We start from the raw sequence: 20,858 nt of genomic DNA on the forward strand, positions 1-20,858 counted from the left end.
CAGCCCGCGCCGTGCGGGCTGGAACGATCAGCTCTTTCGCGGACGGATATCATCCAGCGCGGCGTAGAAGGCCGGCAGGATCATCAAAATAAGAACGGTTGCTGCCAAAAGACCAAAGACAACCGCAATTACCAACGGTTTAAGCGTTTGCGCCTGTGTCGATGTCTCCAAAAGCAGCGGGGCCATTCCCATGATTGTCGTTGAAACCGACACCAGAATGGGCCGAAACCGCGCACGCACGGCGTCTCCTGCCGCATCGGGTGCGGAAAATCCCTCGGCGCGGCGCGTGTTTATGACCCCGACCAGAAGAATTGCGTTGTTGACCACAATTCCGGCCAGCGATGCGGCCCCGACCAAAGACGGCATAGAAATATTGTAGCCCATCAGCATATGCCCCCAGATCACGCCAAGAAACGCCAATGGTATCGTCATCATCACGATCAGCGGCTCGATATAGCTTCGAAACTGAAAGCTGAGCACCAGGTAAATGCTAACCAATCCAATCAGAAAGCCGCGCAGAATAGAGGCAACGGTCTCGGCTGAATTGGCTGCCTGACCACCGATTTCAAACCCAAGACCGGGCGTATCCGCCACAAGGTCGGGCAAAAACCCGTTCGCCATCTGCGCGGTGATTGCATCGGCGTTGCCGATCCGCCCGTCCACATCGGCCGAAACCGTCAAGGTGCGCAATCCGTTCCGCCGTGTGATGCTGCCCCAACCGCGCGCGTCTACAATCGTTGCAATATTGGACAGCGGCACAGTCCCACCGGCAGGAATGGCAATTTCAAAAGCCATCAAATCGGCGCGTGTGGTGCGATCCTCGTCAGACAGCTGAACATCCAGATCCCACGCGATGTCGCCGCGCCGAACTTCGGCAAGTTGCGACCCCAGGAAAGCGGCGCGCACTTGACTGGCGACATCCGTGACGGTCAGCCCCAACGCTTCGGCACCGGCAGACAATTGCAAGCGCAGCTCTGGGGCACCGGGGCGCAAATCAAGGATCGCATTGCGCACGCCGGCATAGGTTTCAAGCTCGGCCAGTGTGGCGCGGCCCACATCCTGAAGAGTCGACAGGTTCGGATGCGTCATGCGCAATTCCACCGCGATGCCCTGTGGGCCGATCCCCGGCTCGGTGATGATCAGCGATGCAACTCCGGGCAACGGCCCGATCTCTTGCTGCCAAAGCGCAACGATATCATCAAGCGTGCTGGTCCGGGTTTCAGCCCCCAGCAGATCAACCGCAACAGTCGCAACATGCGCGCCGGTTTCCCCGGCCGACAGATTGCGCCCGAACCGGGTGATGCGGCGGATGACAAGCGGCTGCATCTCGGGCTGATCCGGCGTCAGCGCGGCATTGACCCGGTCAAGGGCCGCCTCAACCTGGGCAACCGACTGCGCCGTGCGCTGCAGCGGCGTCCCGGCAGCCAGCAAGATCCGCGCCTCAAGAACGTCTCCGTCGATCTCGGGCATCGCCTCGCGCTTGACCAAGCCACCGCCAAGCGCACCAACCGTCACGATCAGCGCCCCGATGGCCAGACCCGCGACCAGCCACCTCCACCGGATCGCCGCATCGGCCAGACGCCCCACCCCGCGATCACGCACAGCGGCAAAGCCTTTGTCAAAACCGGAACGGAACCGCGACGGTGTCCCTTTTTTAGCACCCGCTTTCAGGTGATGCGGCAGGACCAGGAAAGCCTCGATCAGCGATGCGGCCAATGCAGCCAACAGCACAACCGGAAGCACCTCAAGCACTGCTCCCAATTCGCCTGCCAGAAAGGCCAACGGCAGAAAGACCGCCAAAGTGGTCAGGAAAGACGATATGACCCCCGGCGCAACCGCAGCGACACCAGCGGCCACATTTTCGACAGTCGGACCATCGGCGGCATGAACGGCGATGGAATCGGCGATGACAATGGAATCGTCCATCACGATCCCGATTGCCATCAACAGCGCCACCAGCGTCATCATGTTCAGGCTTAATCCGGTCAGCGCCATCCAGACAAACGCACCGGCAAAAGCCGCAGGTAACCCCAATGCCGCCCAGATCGCAAAGCCGGGACGGAAAAACAGGCTCATGACCGCAACGACAAGCACCAGACCGATGATCCCGTTCTGCACCAGCATCAGCAGCCGATCGCGGATGATCGACGTGACATCCTGCACGATCTCGACCTGAAGGTTGGCTGGCAAGCGCGCCGTTTCGCCAGCAACAAGCGCATCCACCCCATCAAGCACCCGCAACGCATCGGCATCCAGCGCCTTGGCCACATCAATCAGGATCGTGGGATGTCCGTCTACAAACGCCCGGTCATGGGCAGGTTCAAAGCGCTCTTCGATCAACGCCACATCGCCAAGGGTAAGGGTGGCACCGTTTTCAAGCGACAACACCGGAATCGCTGCAAGAGTGGTGACCGTGTTCCGTTCCGCCGTGAACCGCAGAGTAAGATCCGTTCCCGCACCTTCTAAAATACCCGCAGGCAAGTCGATATTTTGCGCCGCAATGGCCGCCGCCAAAGCCGCCGGTGTCAGACCGTGGCCCTCAAGCTTATCCTGGGTTGCCGTAATACTTAGGGTACGCGCGCCCAGCCCGCTGCGGGTGGCCGTGGCCACACCGGGCAGCGCCGTCAACCGGTCGGACAAGGCATCGGCATAAAGGTCAAGTTCGGTCAGCGGCAGATCACCGGAAACGGCAACAGAGGTGACCGGATCGCTGCGGTGCAGTTCGCGAACGATGGCGGGATCGGCCCGATCCGGGAACGTGTCGATCGCCGACACCTCGGTGCGCAGCGCGTTCACAAAGCGCAGCGGCTCATTGGCGGGTGCCATGGTTGCCACCGCCCGCGCCCGGCCGGTTTGCGCCGTGCAGGTAAAGGTTTCAAGCCCCTCGACACCCTGCACCCCATCCCAAAGCGGCGCGCAAATCGCGCTTTCCACATCTTCGGCGGATGCGCCTCGATAGGGAACGGTGATCTCTGCTTCGACCGCCCGGAAGTCGGGAAATGTTTCTCGCAACAGGCCCGGCGCGGCAAAGACGCCTGCGGCCAATATAAGCAAAAGCAATAAGTTGCCCGCAGTTGGATGCCCCGTAAACCAGCGGATCATTCCGCAACCTCAACAGGGGCCAAAGCGATACCCGGAATGGCGGGGGACACATCGTCCAGCACGACCCGATCACCGACGGACAGGCCATCGTTCAGCACGACCAGATCGTTTTGCGCGAAGACAGGTGTCACGTCGCGCAGCTCCAATCGGTTACCCTTGTCTGCCAGACGAACCCGTCCGGCGTGAAGCGCCGCTTCGGGGATGACAATGGCATCGGTCAGAACCCTGCCCGAGAAGGACAGCCCGACCTGCATATTGGGCACCAAAGGCAAACGCTGGGGCGGGGCGGCACCGGCGTATGGGTCATCGACGGTCACCACGACAGGCACCGTGCGCGCCCGCGGATCAAGCGCACCTTCGATCCGCGAAACACGGGCAGACCATTTCTGAGCGGGATCGGATAGTGGGCTCAGCATGACATCGATCTGCGTGGAAGGCACAGCGCGCATCATGTCGGCCACCGTCACAGCTTCGGGCAAGTCCCCGACCAGACGGCGGAACACCGTGATCGGCAGATGCGCAACCACTTCGGCGGCAGCAATCCCGTCGCCACGGATCAGGACCTGCCCCGGCGCGATGGTTTGAAACCGTTCGGCGCTAACTTCTGTGACACGCAGGTCAAACGGCGTTGTTACAACCGTATGTTCCAAAGCGCGCTGTGCCCGATCAAGAGCGGCTTGTGTGCGGGCCGTCTGCGCCGTGATCCGCGCCTCGCGCGGGGGGATCAGCGCCAAGGTGTTTTCCAGTTCGGCAACCGTCCGTCGCGCCAGCAATGTGGCTCTCTCGGCCTCGTCAGCGCGGGCTTGTGGCACCGTGCCCTGCTCGGCCAAAGCGCGCGCGCGTGTCAAATCGCCTTCAGCCAAGACCAACCGTTCGCGTTCCAGATCCAGAATACGTTTGGTGTTCGCCACCTCGGCCGACAATTGCGCGCCCTCTGCCTCCAGCGCGGCCAGATCAGCCTGGGCCTGCGCCAGCGCCAGCTCGTAATCGGTGCCATCAATACGCAGAACTTCCGTTCCTTTTGCGATCAGTCGCCCCGCGTCCAGATCCGGATGTCGCCAGACCACTTCGCCCTGCACGTCTGCAACGGCGACCCACTTGTCAGCCGCGCGCAGGTTGCCCCAAGCGGTCGCGGTCGGTCGGATATCCTGCGCAGTGACGGTCATGACGGTGACCGGCAACGCCTGGCTCTCGCCCTCGGTCTGGGCGGGTCCAGGGGCCGTTGAGATCATCCAGACGGCGGCAGCCATGCCAATCAAAATGGGCGGAAGTGCTAAAAGCGGGGCAAAGCGCATGAATATCAGCCCTGCGCCCGGCGCATCCGCATCAACACGCCGTCCCGCAGAACGATCTGATGATACAACGCGCCGATGATATGCAGGCCAATCAATGCCAGCAGAGCAATTTTCAGAACATTATGCCCCTGTGCCGCCAGATCGACGCCGCCGAACCACGCAACAGACCCGCTGACCGGCATCAGGATCAGCAGCGCATACAATCCGACATGGGTAAGCTTGGCCAGAACCCCCTGCGCCTTGCTGCTTTCGATGGCGGGCGGCACGCCCCGCCGCGCGCGCAGGCCCAAGCGCCAAAGGGCGAACACAAGCACCAGCGCCCCGCCGGCGACATGCGCCAGAACCAGCGGATCAAACCCGGCCTCGACACCGTTCTTGATCTGGTCCCAGGCAGATGAAATCGCATCTTTGAACAAATATTGCAGCGCGATGAGCCCAAACACGATCCAGTGCAAAGCAATTTGCGTACGAGAATAGTGGGTCGGTGATTGCATGGTGCTGGCCTTTCGTTTGGCTGTCCGCGACTCGGCGCAGGTATTGTAAACATCATCACTATATGTTAGTGATTGATAACTAACAAGAGGGTAACATGACAGGCCGTTTGAAAGCAAAAGATCGTAAGGCACAGATTGTTGGTGAAATGCTGAAATTGGCGGATGAAATCGGCCCCGACCGGCTGAGCACGACAGATGTGGCGAGTGCCGTCGGGCTTAGCCAGCCGGCAATTTTCCGGCATTTTCCAACCAAAAGCGATCTATGGCTGGCCGTGGCAGAGGACATCGCCCTGCGGCTGACCACCGCCTGGGACTCCGCCGAGACGGATGCAGCCTCTGCAGATACACGGTTGAAAGCACTGGTCGCCGCGCAGCTGAAAGCCCTGTCCGAAACGCCTGCCATTCCCGCAATCTTGTTTTCGCGTGAATTACAGGTGGACAATGCCGCATTGCGAGAAGTGTTTCGCGGTCTGCTGGCGCAGTTTCAGACACGGCTTGTTGCAGCGATCCGCGAACAACAGAAAACCGGTCTCATTCGGGGCGATGTCACCGCAGAAGATGTGGCAATCTTGCTGACGTCGTTGGTGCAGGGCGTGGCTATCAGATGGGCATTGGGCGCACGCAACTTCTCGGCTGTGAAAGAAGGCGTGCGTCTGTTCGACGTTCAGATGTCGCTTCTTGAACGACAGTCAGAGGATTGAAGATGGTCCAACATGTTTTGAAACAGCGCATCGCGGGCGGGATCGGCATCGTCTTTGGCGCACTGACCATCCTGTCAGGCGGCCGCGCCCTATTGGGCGACGCTGACATGGGACAGGTTGTGCCGTTTGTCTTGTGGTTCAACACGCTGGCCGGGTTTGCCTATGTGGTCGCCGGGCTGGGTTTGTGGACCGCCCGCTGGTGGGCGTTTCGCCTATCGCTTGGGATCTTTTTGGCAACGGTACTGGTATTCGCAGGCTTCGGGTTTCACGTTGCAACGGGCGGTCTTTATGAAACGCGGACGGTCTTTGCCATGACCTTGCGAAGTGCGGTTTGGGCAGCGCTCACCCTGACCGCATGGCAGCTTCGGTCAAGCTGAACAACCGAACACCCGGCGGGCGACAGCACTTTCTGCCGTGATCACTGGTTGGCCATACGCTCCAATTCAATGTTGAACAGCCTGTTTGCCACTTGCTTGCGCTCTAATGCGCCAAGCACCACGGTTGTCTGCGCACCGCCATCGTCGGTGATGATCCACTGGCGCAGCTCGACCGGATTGCCGGTGAATTTAAGCTCGATACTGCCGTATTGAGGATTCTCCGGATCTTGGGCCGTGACGGTGGTCGCCGTGCCGTCAAACCCGTGCGCTGTGACCATATTGGCGCGCGACAGGTCGACATTGCGCGCAAGGATCAGGCCAAGCGGTGTCCTGTTCAACGGATAGGTTTCCGGATCGCCCCCCAGCTTTTTATCAAACACCACAACAGCCCCGTTATTGGCCATCACCAAAGCCTGCTCGGGCGGGTTGTATTCAAAGCGAACTTTACCGGGCCGGCGCAGGTAAAGTGTCCCGGTCGAAATTGTGCCATCCGCATTGATCTGGGTAAAGCTGCTTTCGGCGCTGGTCAGTTGGTTAAGGTAATTAGACAAGTTGTTGAGTGGGATCTGCTGGGCCACCGCAGGAAACGCGGTCAGGGCCAAAGTGGCCAAAAGGGCAAGGAAACGCATGGGTCGTGGTCCTGTCTGCTCGGAACATCTTGGACCTTATATGGCGAAACGGGCGCTGTTATGCGATAGCAGCGCCCGTTTTTGTGATGGATCGGCAGGTCTTTACTGCTCGGGCACCAGGATTTCGCGTTTGCCCACATGGTTGGCGGCGCTGACAACGCCCTGATCTTCCATCTGTTCCACCAGCCGTGCAGCCTTGTTATAGCCAATCGCCAGTTTGCGCTGGATGTAGCTGGTCGAACATTTGCGGTCGCGGATCACGATGCCAACCGCTTGATCATAAAGCGCGTCTTCGCCATCTGTATTGCCTCCGGTGTTCAGGCCAAGCACGGCGTCGATGTTATCCGCCTTTTCATCTGCCGGGCCTTCGACCACACCACCGACATATTCAGGTGGGCCAAATGTCTTGAGGTGGTTAACGATTTCCTCGACTTCCTCATCGGACACGAACGGACCATGACAGCGCGTGATCTTGGCCCCGCCCGCCATGTAGAGCATATCGCCCTGCCCCAGCAGTTGTTCGGCCCCCATTTCGCCAAGGATGGTGCGGCTGTCGATCTTTGACGTGACCTGAAAGCTGATCCGCGTCGGAAAGTTCGCCTTGATCGTGCCGGTGATCACATCAACCGAAGGCCGCTGCGTGGCCATGATGAGGTGAATACCCGACGCCCGCGCCATTTGGGCAAGGCGCTGGATGCAGGCTTCGATCTCTTTCCCGGCGACCATCATCAGGTCGGCCATTTCGTCGACGATGACCACGATATAGGGCATCTTGACGGGCTGGATTTCTTCGGTCTCGAAGATCGGTTCGCCGGTTTCATCGTCAAAGCCGGTCTGGACCGTGCGTTCGAACATTTCGTTCTTGCTCAGGGCATCCGCGACGCGGCCATTGTAGCCGTCGATGTTGCGCACGCCCATCTTGGACATCTTGCGGTAACGGTCTTCCATTTCGCCCACGACCCATTTCAGCGCGACAACGGCCTTTTTCGGGTCGGTCACAACGGGCGACAGCAGGTGCGGGATACCGTCATAGACGGAAAGTTCCAGCATCTTGGGGTCAATCATCACAAGGCGCAGATCCTGTGGGCTCAGCTTGTAGAGCAGCGAAAGGATCATCGTGTTGATGGCCACGGATTTACCCGACCCGGTGGTCCCCGCAATCAGAAGGTGGGGCATCTTGGCAAGGTTCGCAACAACAGGATCGCCGCCAATGTCCTTGCCAAGCGCAAGCGGCAGTTTCTGATTGCCGTCGCCATAATCGCGGGCGGACAGGATTTCGCGAAAGCTGACCATCTCGCGGTTTTCATTGGGCAGTTCGATGCCGATCACGCTACGCCCCGGCACTGTCGAGACGCGCGCAGACAGCGCCGACATGGAGCGCGCGATATCATCGGCCAAACCGATCACGCGGCTGGCCTTGAGACCGGGTGCCGGTTCAAGTTCGTACATGGTGACAACAGGCCCCGGGCGGACCGACACGATTTCACCTTTGACGCCGTAATCATCCAGCACCGCTTCGAGCATGCGCGCGTTCTCTTCCAACGCTTCATCGCTCAGGTGGTGCCGTTCAATATTGGCCGGGTCCATAAGCAACCCAAGCGGCGGCAATTCGTAATCCGCTTGTTGATCGTCGAACTTGAGCTGCGGCTGCGCCTCTTGTTGTGCCCGTTTGGACGGTTGCAGCGGTTTGCGTTGGGGTTGGTGAACCACCTTGCGCGCTTCGGGTTGCGGCACGGGTGCCGGTGTGGCCGCGACCGGAGCCGCGCTTTGCGGCGCGTCTGCATAGTCGTCCCAATCTGTCATATCTTCAAAGATATTTTCGTCCTGCACCGTTTCAGGCTGCGGCGAAGTGGCGGGTCGCGCCGTTGTGACAGGCGGCTCTGCGCGCCGCGGCGCAGAATGAGGCGCGCGGGCTGTCAGCGGCGGCTCTGGCGGCAATCCCGGCACGGGTTGCACAATCAGCGGGTCCGGACCACGTCCACGCCCTTTGGTCAGCGGCGCATGCGCGGCGGATGTGACTGCGCTGCTGTGACGAACCCGGGATTTGATGGCATCCGCAATCTTCGCGCGGACGCGGTCATCACCGGGCAGCATTTCGGGCAATTCGCCCTGCATCTCTTGGTCAATCAGCTCTGGCTCCGGGTCGGCCCGCCGGATCAAAGATGGCATTTTCGCCAGAAAACCGGTTTTCTGCGGCGATGAGACAGGTGCATCGGCAAAGCTGTCTTCTGCATGAACCGGCGCGGCAACCGGCGGAGTGATCCGCGTGACGCGTGGCTCTGGCGGGATCGCGGCCTGCGCTGCGGCCCATTCCGCAGCGTCTGCCTCTTCCTGCGCAAGACGGGCGCGGCGTTCAGCGGTTTTGGCCTGCAACTGGCGCGCGGCACTGACAGCTCCGGTCGCCCCCTTGCCCAGAAGCGACAACAGCGTGGCGTACACCATGATCACGCCAACCAGAAGGAACCGCCCCAGACGGCCCAGTTCACTGCGCGTAAAGCCCAGAACAAACGCGCCCATAGCCAGAACGACACCCCCCAAAAGAAGCATCATCAGCTTCAAGGCAAGCGTTGTGCCCAGGGGCAGGATTGTCAGAACAGACCCCATCATCATATCGCCGAACAAACCGCCCAAGCCAAAGCTGTGGGTCCAGCCGGTGCTTTCAGGCACACCTGCGGCATAGATTGCTGCCAAGGCAACCCAGATCGGGGCAAAAATCAGACAGGTCAGCGCGCGCTCTTCGCCCTTGTGCAGCGCAAACCGCGCGCCCCAGACCAACAGCACAAGCGCCAGCCCCCAGCTTGCCCAACCAACAATCATGAACAGCGGCGCGGCAATCGACGCTCCGGGGCGGCCCAGCCAGTTTTGCACCGGCGCATCAGTGGCGGACAGCCAGCTTGGGTCGGCGGGCGAATAAGACCAGATCATCATCGCCGCCATCGCGCCCAGCGCCATCAGCACAAAGCCCGCAAGCTCTTTGCCGCGTTTTTCAATCGCAGCCTGCATGTTGCTGTCAAAAAGAGGGTCCCGCCCCCGCGCTTGGTATGCCATTGATCGCCTCTTTATTGGTCTTCACCGCCGTAAAGGCAGTCCCTGATCTGCGTCAGGCCGCGTTCGGTTTCTGATATTGGGGCCACCATGGCGACCCGGATATAGCCTTTGCCGGGGTTTCCGGCGTCGGTGTCTTGCGACAGGTATGCACCGGGCAACACCCGCACACCTGTGTCTTTCCACAGCTTCAGCGCCGCGGCTTCGCCGTCTTCAACCGGAAGCCACAGGAAAAACCCCGCCTGAGGGGATCGGTAGCCCGGCACGTTGCCAAAAATGCGATCCGCAAGCGCGTATTTTTCTTGGTAAAGCGCGCGATTTTCATCGACATGCGCCTCATCCGACCAAACCGCCTCGGCCACCTTTTGCAACGGCAGCGGCAGCGGCGTGCCCGCGTAGTTGCGCAGCTGCTGGATGCGTTTGATGTTGTCGGCACCACTGGCCACAAAGCCCGACCGCAGGCCCGGCAGGTTTGACCGCTTTGACAGCGAATGAAAGATCACCACCCGATCGGGATCTGCGCCCATCTCCTGGGCCACTTGCAGGGCTCCGACAGGCGGCGTGTCGCGATAAATCTCGGAATAACATTCATCGGCGATGACTTTGAAATCATGCGTTTCGGACATCGCAATCAACCGTTCCCAATAGGCGCGATCAGCGACAGTCCCCTGGGGATTGGCGGGGGAACAGATATAGGCCAGCGCGGTCCGGTTCAGCACGTCTTTGGGCAGCGCGGTAAAGTCCGGCAGATGCCCGGTCTCTTCGGTGGCGTTCACAAAAACCGGCTCTGCGGCAACCGAAATCGCCGAGATCAGGTAGACCTGATAAAACGGGTTCGGCATCAGAACAGCGGGGGTCGCGCCGTTCTTTTGCTCCGGGCACAGCGCCATACCGACATTATAAAGACCTTCGCGCGTGCCATTCAGCGGCATGATCTGCGTATCTGTATCCAGCGCCACACCATAGCGCCGCTTGACCCAGTCGGCGATGGCCTGACGCAATTCGGGCGTGCCTTCATTCGGCGGATATTTGTTAAACCCGGCCATATTTTGCGCAAGGATGTCGCTGATCCAAGGCGGAAACGCGTGCTTTGGCTCTCCGATGGTCATATGGACCACCGGGCCACCCGGTTCATGCACGTCCAAAAGGGCGCGCAGACGCGGGAACGCATAAGCCGGAAGGTTCGAAAACCGCTCGGGAAACATACCAATACTGCCTCAGGTTCAGGGTCATTGACGCCCTGTTTGGAAACAAATTACAGCGGCAGCCCCCATGCGTCCAGAAAAAGCACGCGGGATTCAGGCAGTTGTGGCTTTCAGGCCAATGCCTGCTCGGCCGCCACACCAAGCCGCAAAAGCTGCCGCTCTGCGCATGGATTGGCCATTAACGACACACCGCAGGCCGCAATGCCGGTTGGAAGCGTCAAAACAGACAGCCCCATCAGGTTGCCGATCCGCGTGTTCCGTAGCGTCAACAAGTTTTCGGTGACGTAATAGTCGCTATCGGTCATCAACCGATCCACACTGGGCGGCGTGATCGGGCTTGTGGCGCACAACACCGCGTCAAAGGACGCCGTCGCCTCAAGATAGGCTGCCCGAAACGCATCAAGCTTTTGCCATGCCGCAACATAATCCGCACCGGAAAAGTCCTTGCCGGTGCGGAACCGCGTCAGGATTTCCGAAAACATCACATCCGGATTGGCCTCGATCACGTCTTTCCACGTGCCATAGGTTTCACATCCGTAAAGAATCGGCGTTAGCGCCATCGCCTGGGCCACTTCTGGAATAGCGATCTCCACAATCTCGGCACCTGCATCCTTGAACCGCGATACGGCATGCTCGAACGCGGCTTTCGGAGTGTCCCGGATGTCGTCAAACGCCGATGTCGTCAGAACGGCGAACCGTCTGCCCCTGAGCGATGTCGCCGTCAGATCAACCGGGGCTTCGCCTTTCATCACCGCAAAAAGCAGCGCTGCATCCTCAACCGATCTGCACAGCGGGCCAACCGTGTCAAAACGGGCCGCCAACGGAACCGCTCCTTTCAGGCTCAGCACGCCAGAGGTGGTTTTCAGCCCGACAAGATCGTTCCACGCCGCAGGCACCCGAACCGATCCACCCGTGTCTGACCCAATCGCGGCAGGGGCAAGACCAAAGGCCACCGAGGCCGCAGCCCCCGAGGACGATCCACCCGGCGCGTTATCGGCGTTGTGAATATTGGGCGATGTCGCGGTTTTCGGGTTCAGTCCAAGACCGGAAAACGCCAATTCGCTCATGTGGGTTTTGCCAAGGCAGACCAGCCCTTGATGCGTTGCCTGGGTCAAAACTTCCGCGTCTGACTCAGGCGTGCGGTTTGCCAGCAGTTTTGAACCGGCTTCCGTCACCACACCCGCCGTATCAAACAGATCTTTCCACGAAATCGGCACACCATCCAGCGGCGAGCGGCGCAGCTTCAGGCGCGCCCGCTCTTGCGCTGCTTTTGCTTCGGCCAACGCGCGATCGGGGGTCAACCGCGCGTAAATACGGTCGCCGTACTCATGGCCGTCAATCGCATCAAGAAACGCCTGCGTCAGCGCGACCGGGTCGATTTCTCCGGTGCCAATGCCACGGCCCAGATCAGCCGCTGTCATTTTTTGCCATTCGCCCATCGCTCTCTCCGCTGTCTTGTTTCGCGCGACGGTAGCGGCACAGAGGCGCATGGACAATCCCGACCGGGTGTCCATATGACAGGACATGGACACGACAACCGATATTCTGATTGTTGGCGGTGGGTTAAACGGCCCGACGCTAGCTCTGGCCGCTGCCCGGATCGGGCTCAGCAGCACTGTCATCGACGCCCGCTCTGATGGCGCACGCCGCAGCGACAACTTCGATGGCCGCTCTTATGCGCTGGCGCTGGCCTCGGTGCGTATGCTTGACGCCTTGGGCCTGTGGGCCAGCCTGAAAGACAACGCCCAACCGATGAACGAAATCAAGGTCAGTGATGGCCGCGCCGGTGATGCCGAAGTGTTTCTTGGCCTGCATTTCAACAGCGCGGAAATCGAAGAAGGCCCGATGGGGCATATGCTTGAAGATCGCTACCTGCGCCGGGCGCTGCTAGAGGCGATGACCCAAAGTCCGTTGATCACCCATCTCGCGGGCGAAACAGTCGTGGATCACGCCGTCACCCCGTCCGGGGCATCGGTCACGCTTGCGTCGGGTGATACGCTGAAGGGTCGGTTGATTGTTGGTGCAGACGGTCGCAAAAGCGGCACCGGACAACGCGCCGGGGTTCAGCGGACAGAGTGGGACTATCCCCAGACCGCGCTGGTCTGCGCGATTGCGCATGAAAAACCCCATAACGGCGTGGCCCATCAATTGTTCATGCCCTCTGGCCCGCTTGCCATCCTGCCATTGACAGGCAACCGCTCTTCTATTGTGTGGAGCGAACGCAGCGCGCTCGCGGCCGAGATCAACGCCCTGCCCGAAGACGACTACCTGACCGTCCTGCGCCCTCGATTTGGCGATTTTCTGGGCGAGATTTCTCTTGCGGGCGAACGCTTTACCTATCCTTTGGGGTTGACCGTTGCGAACCGTTTCATTGCCGACCGCCTGGCTTTGGTTGGCGATGCCGCGCACGGAATGCACCCAATCGCTGGGCAAGGCCTGAACGCCGGGCTTCGCGATGTAGCGGCATTGGCGCATGTGATTGAACATGCCAACCGACGCGGCGAGGATTTCGCCAGCCCGCAAGTCCTGGCGCGCTATGAACAATGGCGCAAATTCGACACCGCCACGCTTTTGACCGCGACGGATGTGTTCAACCGGCTGTTCTCGAACGACAATCCGATCCTGCGCGCTGGGCGTGATCTGGGTATGGCACTGCTCAATGCTGTCCCGTCGGCCCGCCGCAGCTTTATCCGCGAAGCGGCTGGCCTGAACGGGGATTTACCCGATCTAATGGCAGGCTAACGTCCGGTTGCGCAGCGTCAGACGTTACTGGATGCGCATCCCGTTGGCCAGGACATGCCCCTGATCGTTGATCTGGATCGAGGATTTCAGGTTGTCCGGCCCGTCTCCGGGTACGGCGAACATGCCCATCATCATCCGCGCACCCATCGCATCCTCATTGGTCAGCAATCCCATCGCAATCAGCTTGTCGATCAGCGTGTTTGCGCCATCAATCGTCAGATCCAGCTCGCCGCTGGGGCGCGGGAAACCGGCGAAAGTCTCAAGATCCTGATTATCAAAGGTGAATGATCCGGTCCCGCCAAGTTTGGCTCCGGCCGCCTCGATGGTCAGCGCGTTCAGCGTGAGCGAATTCAGCTCTCCCGGTGCCTCTCCGGAGTCCTCGATACCCGCCATTGCGGCCGGATCAAGCAAATTGACAAACGGCGTCACCTGCCCGGTCAGATCCAGCGCGATTGTCGCCGGATCGCGCGGCAGCGCCGCTGCAGGATCGACCATATTCCACAGCAAATCCGACATCTCGAACCCGCCAAGTGTCAGACCAAAGACCATGTCCTGCGGTGTGTCCGCTTCGGTGATCGGTGCGGTAAACTTGAACGCGCTTTGCGCCATGCTGACGTCGACAGGGACGGGCAATTCCGGACCGGTCAATCGCAAAGACTGATCCGATGCTGACACGTCGTACCGCAAAAGCGAATCGTTCAATTCAAACTCGAACGCGGCCGAACCGGACTGCGTGGTTCCGTTCGTTGTGCCGGCGGGTTCGGTGACGGCGAATTGCATCTCGCCTTCCTCATAACCCATTTTACCACTGGCCAGGAACCTGCTTGCCATCAGGCTTTCTGGATTAGAGGGATCAAACCCTTCGGGCAGGGTTGTTGTGCTGTCCAGCGTCAAAGCCTGCGCCGATCCCGAGATCAACGCGGTATCGCTGCTTTCGGGATCATTGAAGGCGATGTCATACCCAATAGACTCGGCGCGCAAATCCTGTGCGATCCGCGTCGCACCTTCCGTGATAATCGTCGCGGTGCCGGTCATCGCGTTGATGATGAATTCAAATCGCGCCGCATCACGGTCTATGGTTTCCCCATTGACGATCAGCTCTGCCAGCGCGATCGACAAGGCGTCTGCGCTATAGGTGTATGTCAACGCAGACGGCGCGCCAGACACGAAAATCTCAAGATCGGTATTGGCATAGTCCAGCACCATATTCACCGCGTCCTCGTCTTCGGGTGCGGCGTCTATCGTAATCGGCATCGAGGCGGGGAATGTCATCGACACCGACCCGTCGCCGGTTTCATCCAGATCAATGGACCCAACCGCAATCTCGACCGTGCTGTTATCCTCGGGTATCGCAAACTCAAGAAGAACATCGCTCAATAGGAGCCCCTCTGACGTTGTCGTTTCCGTTGCGGTGACAGAATAGCCATAGTTCTGCAGTCCGGCTTCCATCCCGTCCCACACCTCTTGTGCGGTCAGCTCGGCAAAGGCAGGGCCAGCAGCGACGCCCAGCGCGAGGGCGGAACATGTCGATAGGCGAACAAGGCGTGGCATGTGTTATTCCTTACAGTCAAATTCCCGCGCACAGCTTCCGATGCCAGAACGACAGGGTCAAGTGGGTGGACCCGGTCGTCTGACCACAGTAGCACTGCAGCATACAGCAAGGAGGACGTCGCATGGCCGATTTATCGGGTAAAACGGTTCTGATCACGGGTGCAAGCCGCGGCATTGGCGCAGAAACTGCGCGGATCTTTGCCAATGCCGGGGCGAACGTGGCTCTTATCGCGCGGTCTTCGGACAGCATCGCCGATCTGGCAGGCGAAATCGGCCCTCAGGCCGTCGCCATCCCATGTGACATCAGCCGCTATTGGGAAGTGGAAAAAGCTGTCGAAAACTGCGTGGGGGCGTTTGGTCGGCTGGACATCCTGATCAATAACGCCGGTGTCATCGAACCCATATCCCGCTTGGAAGACGCCCATCCCGACGGGTGGGGTCAGGCGATTGATATCAATCTCAAAGGCGTCTTCCACGGCATCCGCGCCGCACTTCCCGAAATGGCACAGGCGGGGGGCGGTACGGTTCTGACCGTCAGTTCGGGCGCTGCGCACCGCCCTGTCGAGGGATGGTCGCATTATTGCGCGTCCAAAGCCGGCGCTGCGATGCTGACGATGTGTCTGCACCAGGAAATGTCGGAAAAGGGCATCCGGGCAATGGGCCTGTCACCCGGCACCGTCGCCACCGAAATGCAGCGCGAAATCAAGGCCAGCGGAATCAATCCGATCAGTCAACTTGACTGGACAGACCATATCCCGGCCGAATGGCCCGCCAAGGCGCTGCTTTGGATGTGCGGACCCGAGGCGGACGCCTTTCTCGGTGAAGAGATTTCCTTGCGCGATGAGGCCATTCGCAAAAAGGTTGGCCTGGTATGATCGAGGTCGCGAATGATGGCACCTTGTGCATCCTGACAATAAACCGGCCCGATAAAGCCAACTCTTTGACCGACGAGATGCTGGAACAGTTAAGCATCGCCGTCGAAGACGCGCGCGCCGCACGGGCCCTTATCCTGACCGGCACCGGCAAGGTGTTTTCGGCAGGGGCCGATCTGGAGGCTGCCAAAGCGGGATTGGCGCTCAGCCCGCTTTGGGAACGTCTGTCCGCAGCCCTTGCGCGCCACGCTGGCCTGACGATTTCAGCCCTGAACGGCACGGTGGCCGGTGGCGCACTTGGCATGGTTCTGGCCTGCGATTTGCGGATCGCGGTGCCCGGAACCAAAATGTTCTACCCAGTGATGAAGCTTGGCTTTTTGCCGCAACCCTCTGATCCCGCGCGGCTTGCGCAGCTGGCGGGCCCGTCACGCGCCAAAATGATCTTGATGGCCGGGCAAAAGATCACAACCGAAGACGCGCTGGCCTGGGGGCTGGTGGATCGCATTGTTGATCCGTCAGACCTTCTTGACACGGCAAAATCGCTCACAGAAGACGTGTGCGCCGCAACGCCGGAACACGCTCGCGCCATCAAAGGGCTGATCGCCCAGCGCCTGCCGTGACGCGGCTTGACCCGTGTCCGCAGCATCGTAGGCTGAACCGACACAGGACCGAAGGAACGTGTCATGCACCACCATCTTGATATCGTCTTTGGCACAAGGCCGACAAGCGCTGGGGAAAATACCCCAAAAAACCGAAAAACGTCTCATATTGTTGGCTTTTTTGCAGATCATAACACCGCCCGGATGCGATATGTTCGCAGCACTCCTGAACCGGTGACCAGTGCCTGCACCGCCGCGCCAAAGGCGCAGGAGTAACCACTTGCCGCGCAAGCCGTTCACTTTAGCCGCCTATCTGGCCCTGGCGCGGGGGCGCGATCGGCTGGTTGTTGCCGCCCAGACCTGGCCTGACCGCCCCAAAGGTCCGGTGCTTTGGTTGCATTGCGACACGCGATTGCGGCTTGAGACGCTTTTGACTTTGACCAAACGCTTACAGTCCCAACGCGACGATTTCTCTTTGGTGCTGACATCAGATGCGGCAAAAACCGAACCGTTTGATCTTTTGGGCGTAGCAATCGGGCCTCCGCCTTCGGAATCTGCAAGTGATATTCACAGGTTTCTGGATCATTGGCGTCCCGACATCCTGATCTGGGCCGGTAACGCACTGCGCCCTGCCTTGATCTTTGAAACGGCGAATACCGGCGCACATATGCTTCTTGTCGATGCCGCCAATACGGTGTGGCAGCAGCCTTCAAAACACCTTCTGCCCGACGCCACCGCAGGTGCGCTTGGCCTGTTTCATAGCATCATCGCCCAAGACAAGGGCGCTGCTGACAGGATGAAGCGCCTTGGCGTTGCTGAAAGCAAAATTGAAATCGCCTCCATGCTAGAGCCCGAGATCGCACCGCTGACAAGCCATGATGGATTGCATCAGGAAATGACCGCTGCTCTGGCGGGCCGTCCGGTTTGGCTTGCCGCCAGTATCTTTGCCGAAGAGGCGGATGCCGTGCTGCGCGCCCATCGTCGGGCCGCGCGTCTGGCGCATCGGCTTTTGCTGGTGATCGTCCCCCGGGACCCTGACGATGAACCGCGACTGGCAGAGCTGTGCCAAGAGGTTGGTTTGCGTCTCGCGCGTTGGGATCATGGCGAAATGCCGGATGAAAACACACAGGTGCTGTTGGCCGGAGATGACAGTGAACTTGGTCTGTGGTACCGGCTTTCACCATTGTGCTTTCTGGGGGGGTCGCTTGTTTCCGGATCTGGCGGCCAATCCCCGATGATGGCTGCAGCGCTGGGATCTGCGATCCTGTATGGTCCCAATGTGGGCAAACATCTGGACGCCTATTCCCGGCTTGTCACCGCAGGCGCGGCAAGGATTGTCAAAGACATGGAATCGCTCAGCGCCGCGGTCACGCAGCTCATTGCGCCGGATCGCGCCGCCTCGATGGCGCATGCGGGCTGGACCGTTGTGTCCTCCGGGGCAGAAACCGCCGATCTGGTGCTCACCCAGATTGACGAATGGCTTGACGCGATCGAGGCCCGGCCATGAGACCACCGCAGTTTTGGCACAACCCGCCCGACACACCCGGGTTGGCCGCCCGAGCCCTTTCTCCGCTTGGGGCGCTTTATGCCACCCTGACAAAACGCCGCCTGCGCGCCGCAGATTCGGTCAAAGTGCCTGTCCCGGTGATCTGCGTGGGAAATGTCAACGCGGGCGGCACTGGAAAAACACCGACAGTTATTGCGGTGATGCAGATGCTGGCGGATATGGGAATTACAGCCCATGTAGTGTCACGCGGCTATGGCGGGTCGTTGGCAGGCCCGGTTCAGGTTGATCCCAGATCACACAAGGCTGAACAGGTGGGGGATGAACCGCTCTTACTGGCCGCGTTCGGCCCCGTATGGGTGGCACGGGACCGCGCAGCAGGCGCGCACGCCGCACTAGCCGACGGTGCCAAAGCCATCATTCTGGATGATGGGCTGCAAAACCCGAGTCTTCACAAGGATTTGTCGATCATTGTGGTCGATGCCAACAAGGGCTTTGGCAACGGCCGGTGCATTCCTGCTGGCCCTCTGCGGGAACCGGTGTCTACCGCGATGCAGCGCGCGCATTTTGTCTTGTCGATCGGCGATGCCAAGGCACAGTCAGGCCTTGCCCGAACCTGGGGTGCCGACATTACTGTGCCACATATCGCCGGCCATCTGGACCCGCTTCAAACCGGAATGGACTGGAACGGTCTGGCCTGTCTGGCCTTTGCAGGCATTGGCCACCCTGAAAAGTTCTTTGCGACGCTTCGGTCCCTTGGCGCAGATCTGATCCGGACAGAGGCCCTGGACGATCATCAACCGCTCACACCTGCGTTGATGGCCCGGCTTGAAAAGGATGCCCAAACAGCGCGTGCCCAGTTGGTGACAACTGAAAAAGACGCCGTCCGCTTGCCCGACAGCTTTCGCATGAAAGTCCTGACGTTGCCGGTTCGCCTGACACTGGATACCACAGGCACTCTGCCTGACGCGCTTCGGGCTTTGTTTCCCTGACGGTTATTCCGCCGCCACTGGCATGTCATCCGCCTGCCCGGTTCCGGCGATCTCTGCGATCACGCTGCGCAGCAGTTTGCGGAAATTATGGAAATTCGCATTCGGGCGGACGCCGCGTTCGTCCATATAAATGGATCGGTCGATTTCGATCTGCACAGCATGTTGCCCCCGTGACGGGCGGCCATAGGCCTGGGTGATATAGGCTCCGGCAAAGGGTGTGTTGCGCGCAACCACAAGACCCGCATCGACAAACGCCGCTTCGATCTGATCAACAACCGTCTGACTGGCTGACGCGCCAAACCGATCCCCCAGTACGATCTGCGGACGCCGGGCCACCGATTTCGCAACGCCATCCAGCGCCTCGTGCGGCATTGAATGACAATCTACCAAAATGGCTTCGCCGAACCGCGCATGCGCTGTGTTGATCAACGCGCGCAACTGTTCGTGATAGGGGCGCCAATACTGCTCGATGCGCTGATCTGCTTCGGCACGGGGCAGCTTGCCGTGGTAAATCGCGCGGCCATTGGCCACAACGCGCGGCACCACACCCAACCCGGACGACACACGCGGATTATGGGTTTGGCGACGCACCCCTTCAATCAGCGCGGGGTCAAGCTCCTCGGCGCTTCGGTTAAGATCAATAAAGGCGCGGGGCGCACCCGCCTTGATAAACGGAGCACCGAATTGCGGCGCACAATCGAACAGACGGTCGACAAAGGCATCTTCGGACGACCGGATCGTCACCTCATCCAAAGCCGTATGGCGCAAAAACGACCAGCAATAATCCCGCCCCGAATGTGGAGACGCGAACACCACCCTGGACGTGTGGTTTTCGGGCTGAACAAGATGGTAGGCAACTTTCGGCATAGGCTCTCCACTCGCCCTCAACATAGACCGATTTTTTCTATAACCAAAAGCCCTTGATCCCCGTTCCGACTCCTTTTATAGACCGGCCCATCGGCGCGGTATTTCGCGCCCCTTTTTATTGGGGCATGGGTGACGCAAAGATAAACGGGCGATTAGCTCAGTGGTAGAGCACTTCGTTGACATCGAAGGGGTCACAAGTTCGAACCTTGTATCGCCCACCATTGAATTCGCCGCTTTGGCCGTTTGGTCAGGGCATCCGCAACCACAAAGGCGCTCGCGCGCCGCGATAAGAGGAGAGACCCATGAAGGTCAAGAACTCGCTTCGTTCGCTCAAGAACCGCCATCGCGACTGCCGCGTTGTGCGCCGCAAGGGCCGTGTCTATGTGATCAACAAGACACAGCGCCGGTTCAAAGCCCGCCAGGGCTAAGCGGAAACGAAAATACATTGGAAAAGGCCACCCAACGCGGGTGGCTTTTTTCGTTTTCGGCAACAGATTGGCGTCCTTGTTTCAAAGCCCCTAAAATGTATGCCGAACCGCGATGGAAAAGGAAAACAAAATGCCCCTTTCTGACGACGACAAGGTATCGGGCCGCTTGAACGGCGATCAGATCGAGCCGGAAAAACCCGACTCAATGATCGAACGCCTGATCTATATGATCCTGATTGCGATCATGATTTCTGTCGCGCAAACGGTTCTGGGGGCGATGACCCTGATCCAGTACGTCGTGATGCTGGTAAACAACCAGCAGCCCAATGAACGGCTGGCGGATTTCGGCACCGATCTTGGTATCTGGATGGCCAAGGCCGCGCGGTATCAAACCGCAGCAAGTCACGTAAAGCCCTGGCCCTGGACCGAGTTGGACTGACCCGCCTGGCCCGCCC

The 20,858-nt window shown here is 59.8% G+C and carries 18 protein-coding genes and 1 tRNA gene; 10 read left to right on the top strand and 9 right to left on the bottom strand.

Annotated features, from left to right (window positions below):
* Window positions 1-27: 27 nt before the first annotated feature.
* Genes ACG74X_RS12505 through ACG74X_RS12515 form a run of 3 tightly spaced genes read right to left on the bottom strand, consistent with a single transcriptional unit; the run spans window position 28 to window position 4,891 of the window.
* Window positions 28-3,102 carry an efflux RND transporter permease subunit gene (locus ACG74X_RS12505; RefSeq protein WP_411235202.1) on the bottom strand — a complete coding sequence of 1,025 codons (3,075 nt, stop codon included), beginning with the start codon at window positions 3,100-3,102 and terminating at the stop codon, window positions 28-30.
* A complete protein-coding gene (locus tag ACG74X_RS12510) occupies window positions 3,099-4,352 on the bottom strand; it encodes an efflux RND transporter periplasmic adaptor subunit (RefSeq protein WP_411235203.1) in 1,254 nt (417 codons plus the stop codon). The genes ACG74X_RS12505 and ACG74X_RS12510 overlap by 4 nt, the downstream gene beginning before the upstream one ends.
* A gap of 50 nt (window positions 4,353-4,402) precedes the next feature.
* Window positions 4,403-4,891: a cytochrome b gene (locus tag ACG74X_RS12515; protein ID WP_411235204.1), complete on the bottom strand. Its 489-nt coding sequence runs from the start codon at window positions 4,889-4,891 to the stop codon at window positions 4,403-4,405.
* A gap of 95 nt (window positions 4,892-4,986) precedes the next feature.
* Here ACG74X_RS12515 and ACG74X_RS12520 point away from each other — a divergent pair, with 95 nt between their 5' ends.
* Entirely contained in the window at window positions 4,987-5,592 is a 606-nt protein-coding gene (locus tag ACG74X_RS12520; protein ID WP_411235206.1) for a TetR/AcrR family transcriptional regulator, read from the top strand.
* Between the two features lie 2 nt (window positions 5,593-5,594).
* Window positions 5,595-5,969: a hypothetical protein gene (locus ACG74X_RS12525; RefSeq protein WP_411235207.1), complete on the top strand. Its 375-nt coding sequence runs from the start codon at window positions 5,595-5,597 to the stop codon at window positions 5,967-5,969.
* Window positions 5,970-6,010: 41 nt separating this feature from the next.
* Here the strand turns inward: ACG74X_RS12525 and ACG74X_RS12530 are convergent, their stop codons facing one another.
* From ACG74X_RS12530 to ACG74X_RS12545, 4 genes are all read right to left on the bottom strand, one after another.
* Window positions 6,011-6,598 carry a LolA family protein gene (locus ACG74X_RS12530; protein ID WP_411235209.1) on the bottom strand — a complete coding sequence of 196 codons (588 nt, stop codon included), beginning with the start codon at window positions 6,596-6,598 and terminating at the stop codon, window positions 6,011-6,013.
* Window positions 6,599-6,700: 102 nt separating this feature from the next.
* Window positions 6,701-9,646: a DNA translocase FtsK gene (locus tag ACG74X_RS12535; protein WP_411235211.1), complete on the bottom strand. Its 2,946-nt coding sequence runs from the start codon at window positions 9,644-9,646 to the stop codon at window positions 6,701-6,703.
* An 11-nt stretch (window positions 9,647-9,657) separates the two neighbouring features.
* On the bottom strand, window positions 9,658-10,848 hold the full coding sequence (locus ACG74X_RS12540) for an aminotransferase class I/II-fold pyridoxal phosphate-dependent enzyme (RefSeq protein WP_411235212.1): 1,191 nt from the start codon (window positions 10,846-10,848) through the stop codon (window positions 9,658-9,660).
* Between the two features lie 110 nt (window positions 10,849-10,958).
* Window positions 10,959-12,287, bottom strand: a complete 1,329-nt coding sequence (locus ACG74X_RS12545) for an amidase (protein WP_411235214.1) — start codon at window positions 12,285-12,287, stop codon at window positions 10,959-10,961.
* An 85-nt stretch (window positions 12,288-12,372) separates the two neighbouring features.
* On the opposite strand from ACG74X_RS12545, the gene ACG74X_RS12550 reads away from it, so the two are divergent.
* Complete coding sequence (locus ACG74X_RS12550; RefSeq protein ID WP_411235216.1) at window positions 12,373-13,590, top strand: UbiH/UbiF/VisC/COQ6 family ubiquinone biosynthesis hydroxylase; 1,218 nt, start codon at window positions 12,373-12,375, stop codon at window positions 13,588-13,590.
* Between the two features lie 24 nt (window positions 13,591-13,614).
* On the opposite strand, the gene ACG74X_RS12555 is transcribed toward ACG74X_RS12550, so the two are convergent.
* Complete coding sequence (locus ACG74X_RS12555; protein ID WP_411235217.1) at window positions 13,615-15,141, bottom strand: DUF2125 domain-containing protein; 1,527 nt, start codon at window positions 15,139-15,141, stop codon at window positions 13,615-13,617.
* 122 nt (window positions 15,142-15,263) lie between these two features.
* Here ACG74X_RS12555 and ACG74X_RS12560 point away from each other — a divergent pair, with 122 nt between their 5' ends.
* The 4 genes from ACG74X_RS12560 to lpxK all read left to right on the top strand — a co-directional run bounded on the left by ACG74X_RS12560 (window position 15,264) and on the right by lpxK (window position 19,108).
* Window positions 15,264-16,016 (top strand): SDR family oxidoreductase, encoded by a 753-nt coding sequence (locus ACG74X_RS12560; protein ID WP_411235218.1) that lies wholly within the window; start codon window positions 15,264-15,266, stop codon window positions 16,014-16,016.
* Complete coding sequence (locus ACG74X_RS12565) at window positions 16,013-16,633, top strand: enoyl-CoA hydratase/isomerase family protein (protein ID WP_411235220.1); 621 nt, start codon at window positions 16,013-16,015, stop codon at window positions 16,631-16,633. The genes ACG74X_RS12560 and ACG74X_RS12565 overlap by 4 nt, the downstream gene beginning before the upstream one ends.
* A 259-nt stretch (window positions 16,634-16,892) precedes the next feature.
* Window positions 16,893-18,119, top strand: a complete 1,227-nt coding sequence (locus ACG74X_RS12570; protein ID WP_411235221.1) for a 3-deoxy-D-manno-octulosonic acid transferase — start codon at window positions 16,893-16,895, stop codon at window positions 18,117-18,119.
* Window positions 18,116-19,108 carry a tetraacyldisaccharide 4'-kinase gene (lpxK, locus tag ACG74X_RS12575; protein WP_411235223.1) on the top strand — a complete coding sequence of 331 codons (993 nt, stop codon included), beginning with the start codon at window positions 18,116-18,118 and terminating at the stop codon, window positions 19,106-19,108. The genes ACG74X_RS12570 and lpxK overlap by 4 nt, the downstream gene beginning before the upstream one ends.
* 3 nt (window positions 19,109-19,111) lie before the next feature.
* Here the strand turns inward: lpxK and ACG74X_RS12580 are convergent, their stop codons facing one another.
* The gene (locus ACG74X_RS12580; protein WP_411235225.1) at window positions 19,112-19,975 is read right to left on the bottom strand and encodes an N-formylglutamate amidohydrolase; all 864 of its coding nucleotides are present in this window, start codon (window positions 19,973-19,975) and stop codon (window positions 19,112-19,114) included.
* 146 nt (window positions 19,976-20,121) lie between these two features.
* On the opposite strand from ACG74X_RS12580, the gene ACG74X_RS12585 reads away from it, so the two are divergent.
* From ACG74X_RS12585 to ACG74X_RS12595, 3 genes are all read left to right on the top strand, one after another.
* Window positions 20,122-20,196 (top strand) — tRNA-Val (locus tag ACG74X_RS12585).
* A gap of 81 nt (window positions 20,197-20,277) precedes the next feature.
* Window positions 20,278-20,403, top strand: coding sequence for a type B 50S ribosomal protein L36 (gene ykgO, locus ACG74X_RS12590; RefSeq protein ID WP_008562923.1), 126 nt, complete (start codon window positions 20,278-20,280; stop codon window positions 20,401-20,403).
* A 130-nt stretch (window positions 20,404-20,533) separates the two neighbouring features.
* Entirely contained in the window at window positions 20,534-20,842 is a 309-nt protein-coding gene (locus ACG74X_RS12595) for a DUF4389 domain-containing protein (RefSeq protein WP_411235227.1), read from the top strand.
* The last annotated feature ends 16 nt before the right edge of the window (window positions 20,843-20,858 follow it).

Origin of the sequence: Marivita sp. S0852, from assembly GCF_046591575.1 — a bacterium.
Lineage (GTDB): Bacteria > Pseudomonadota > Alphaproteobacteria > Rhodobacterales > Rhodobacteraceae > Marivita.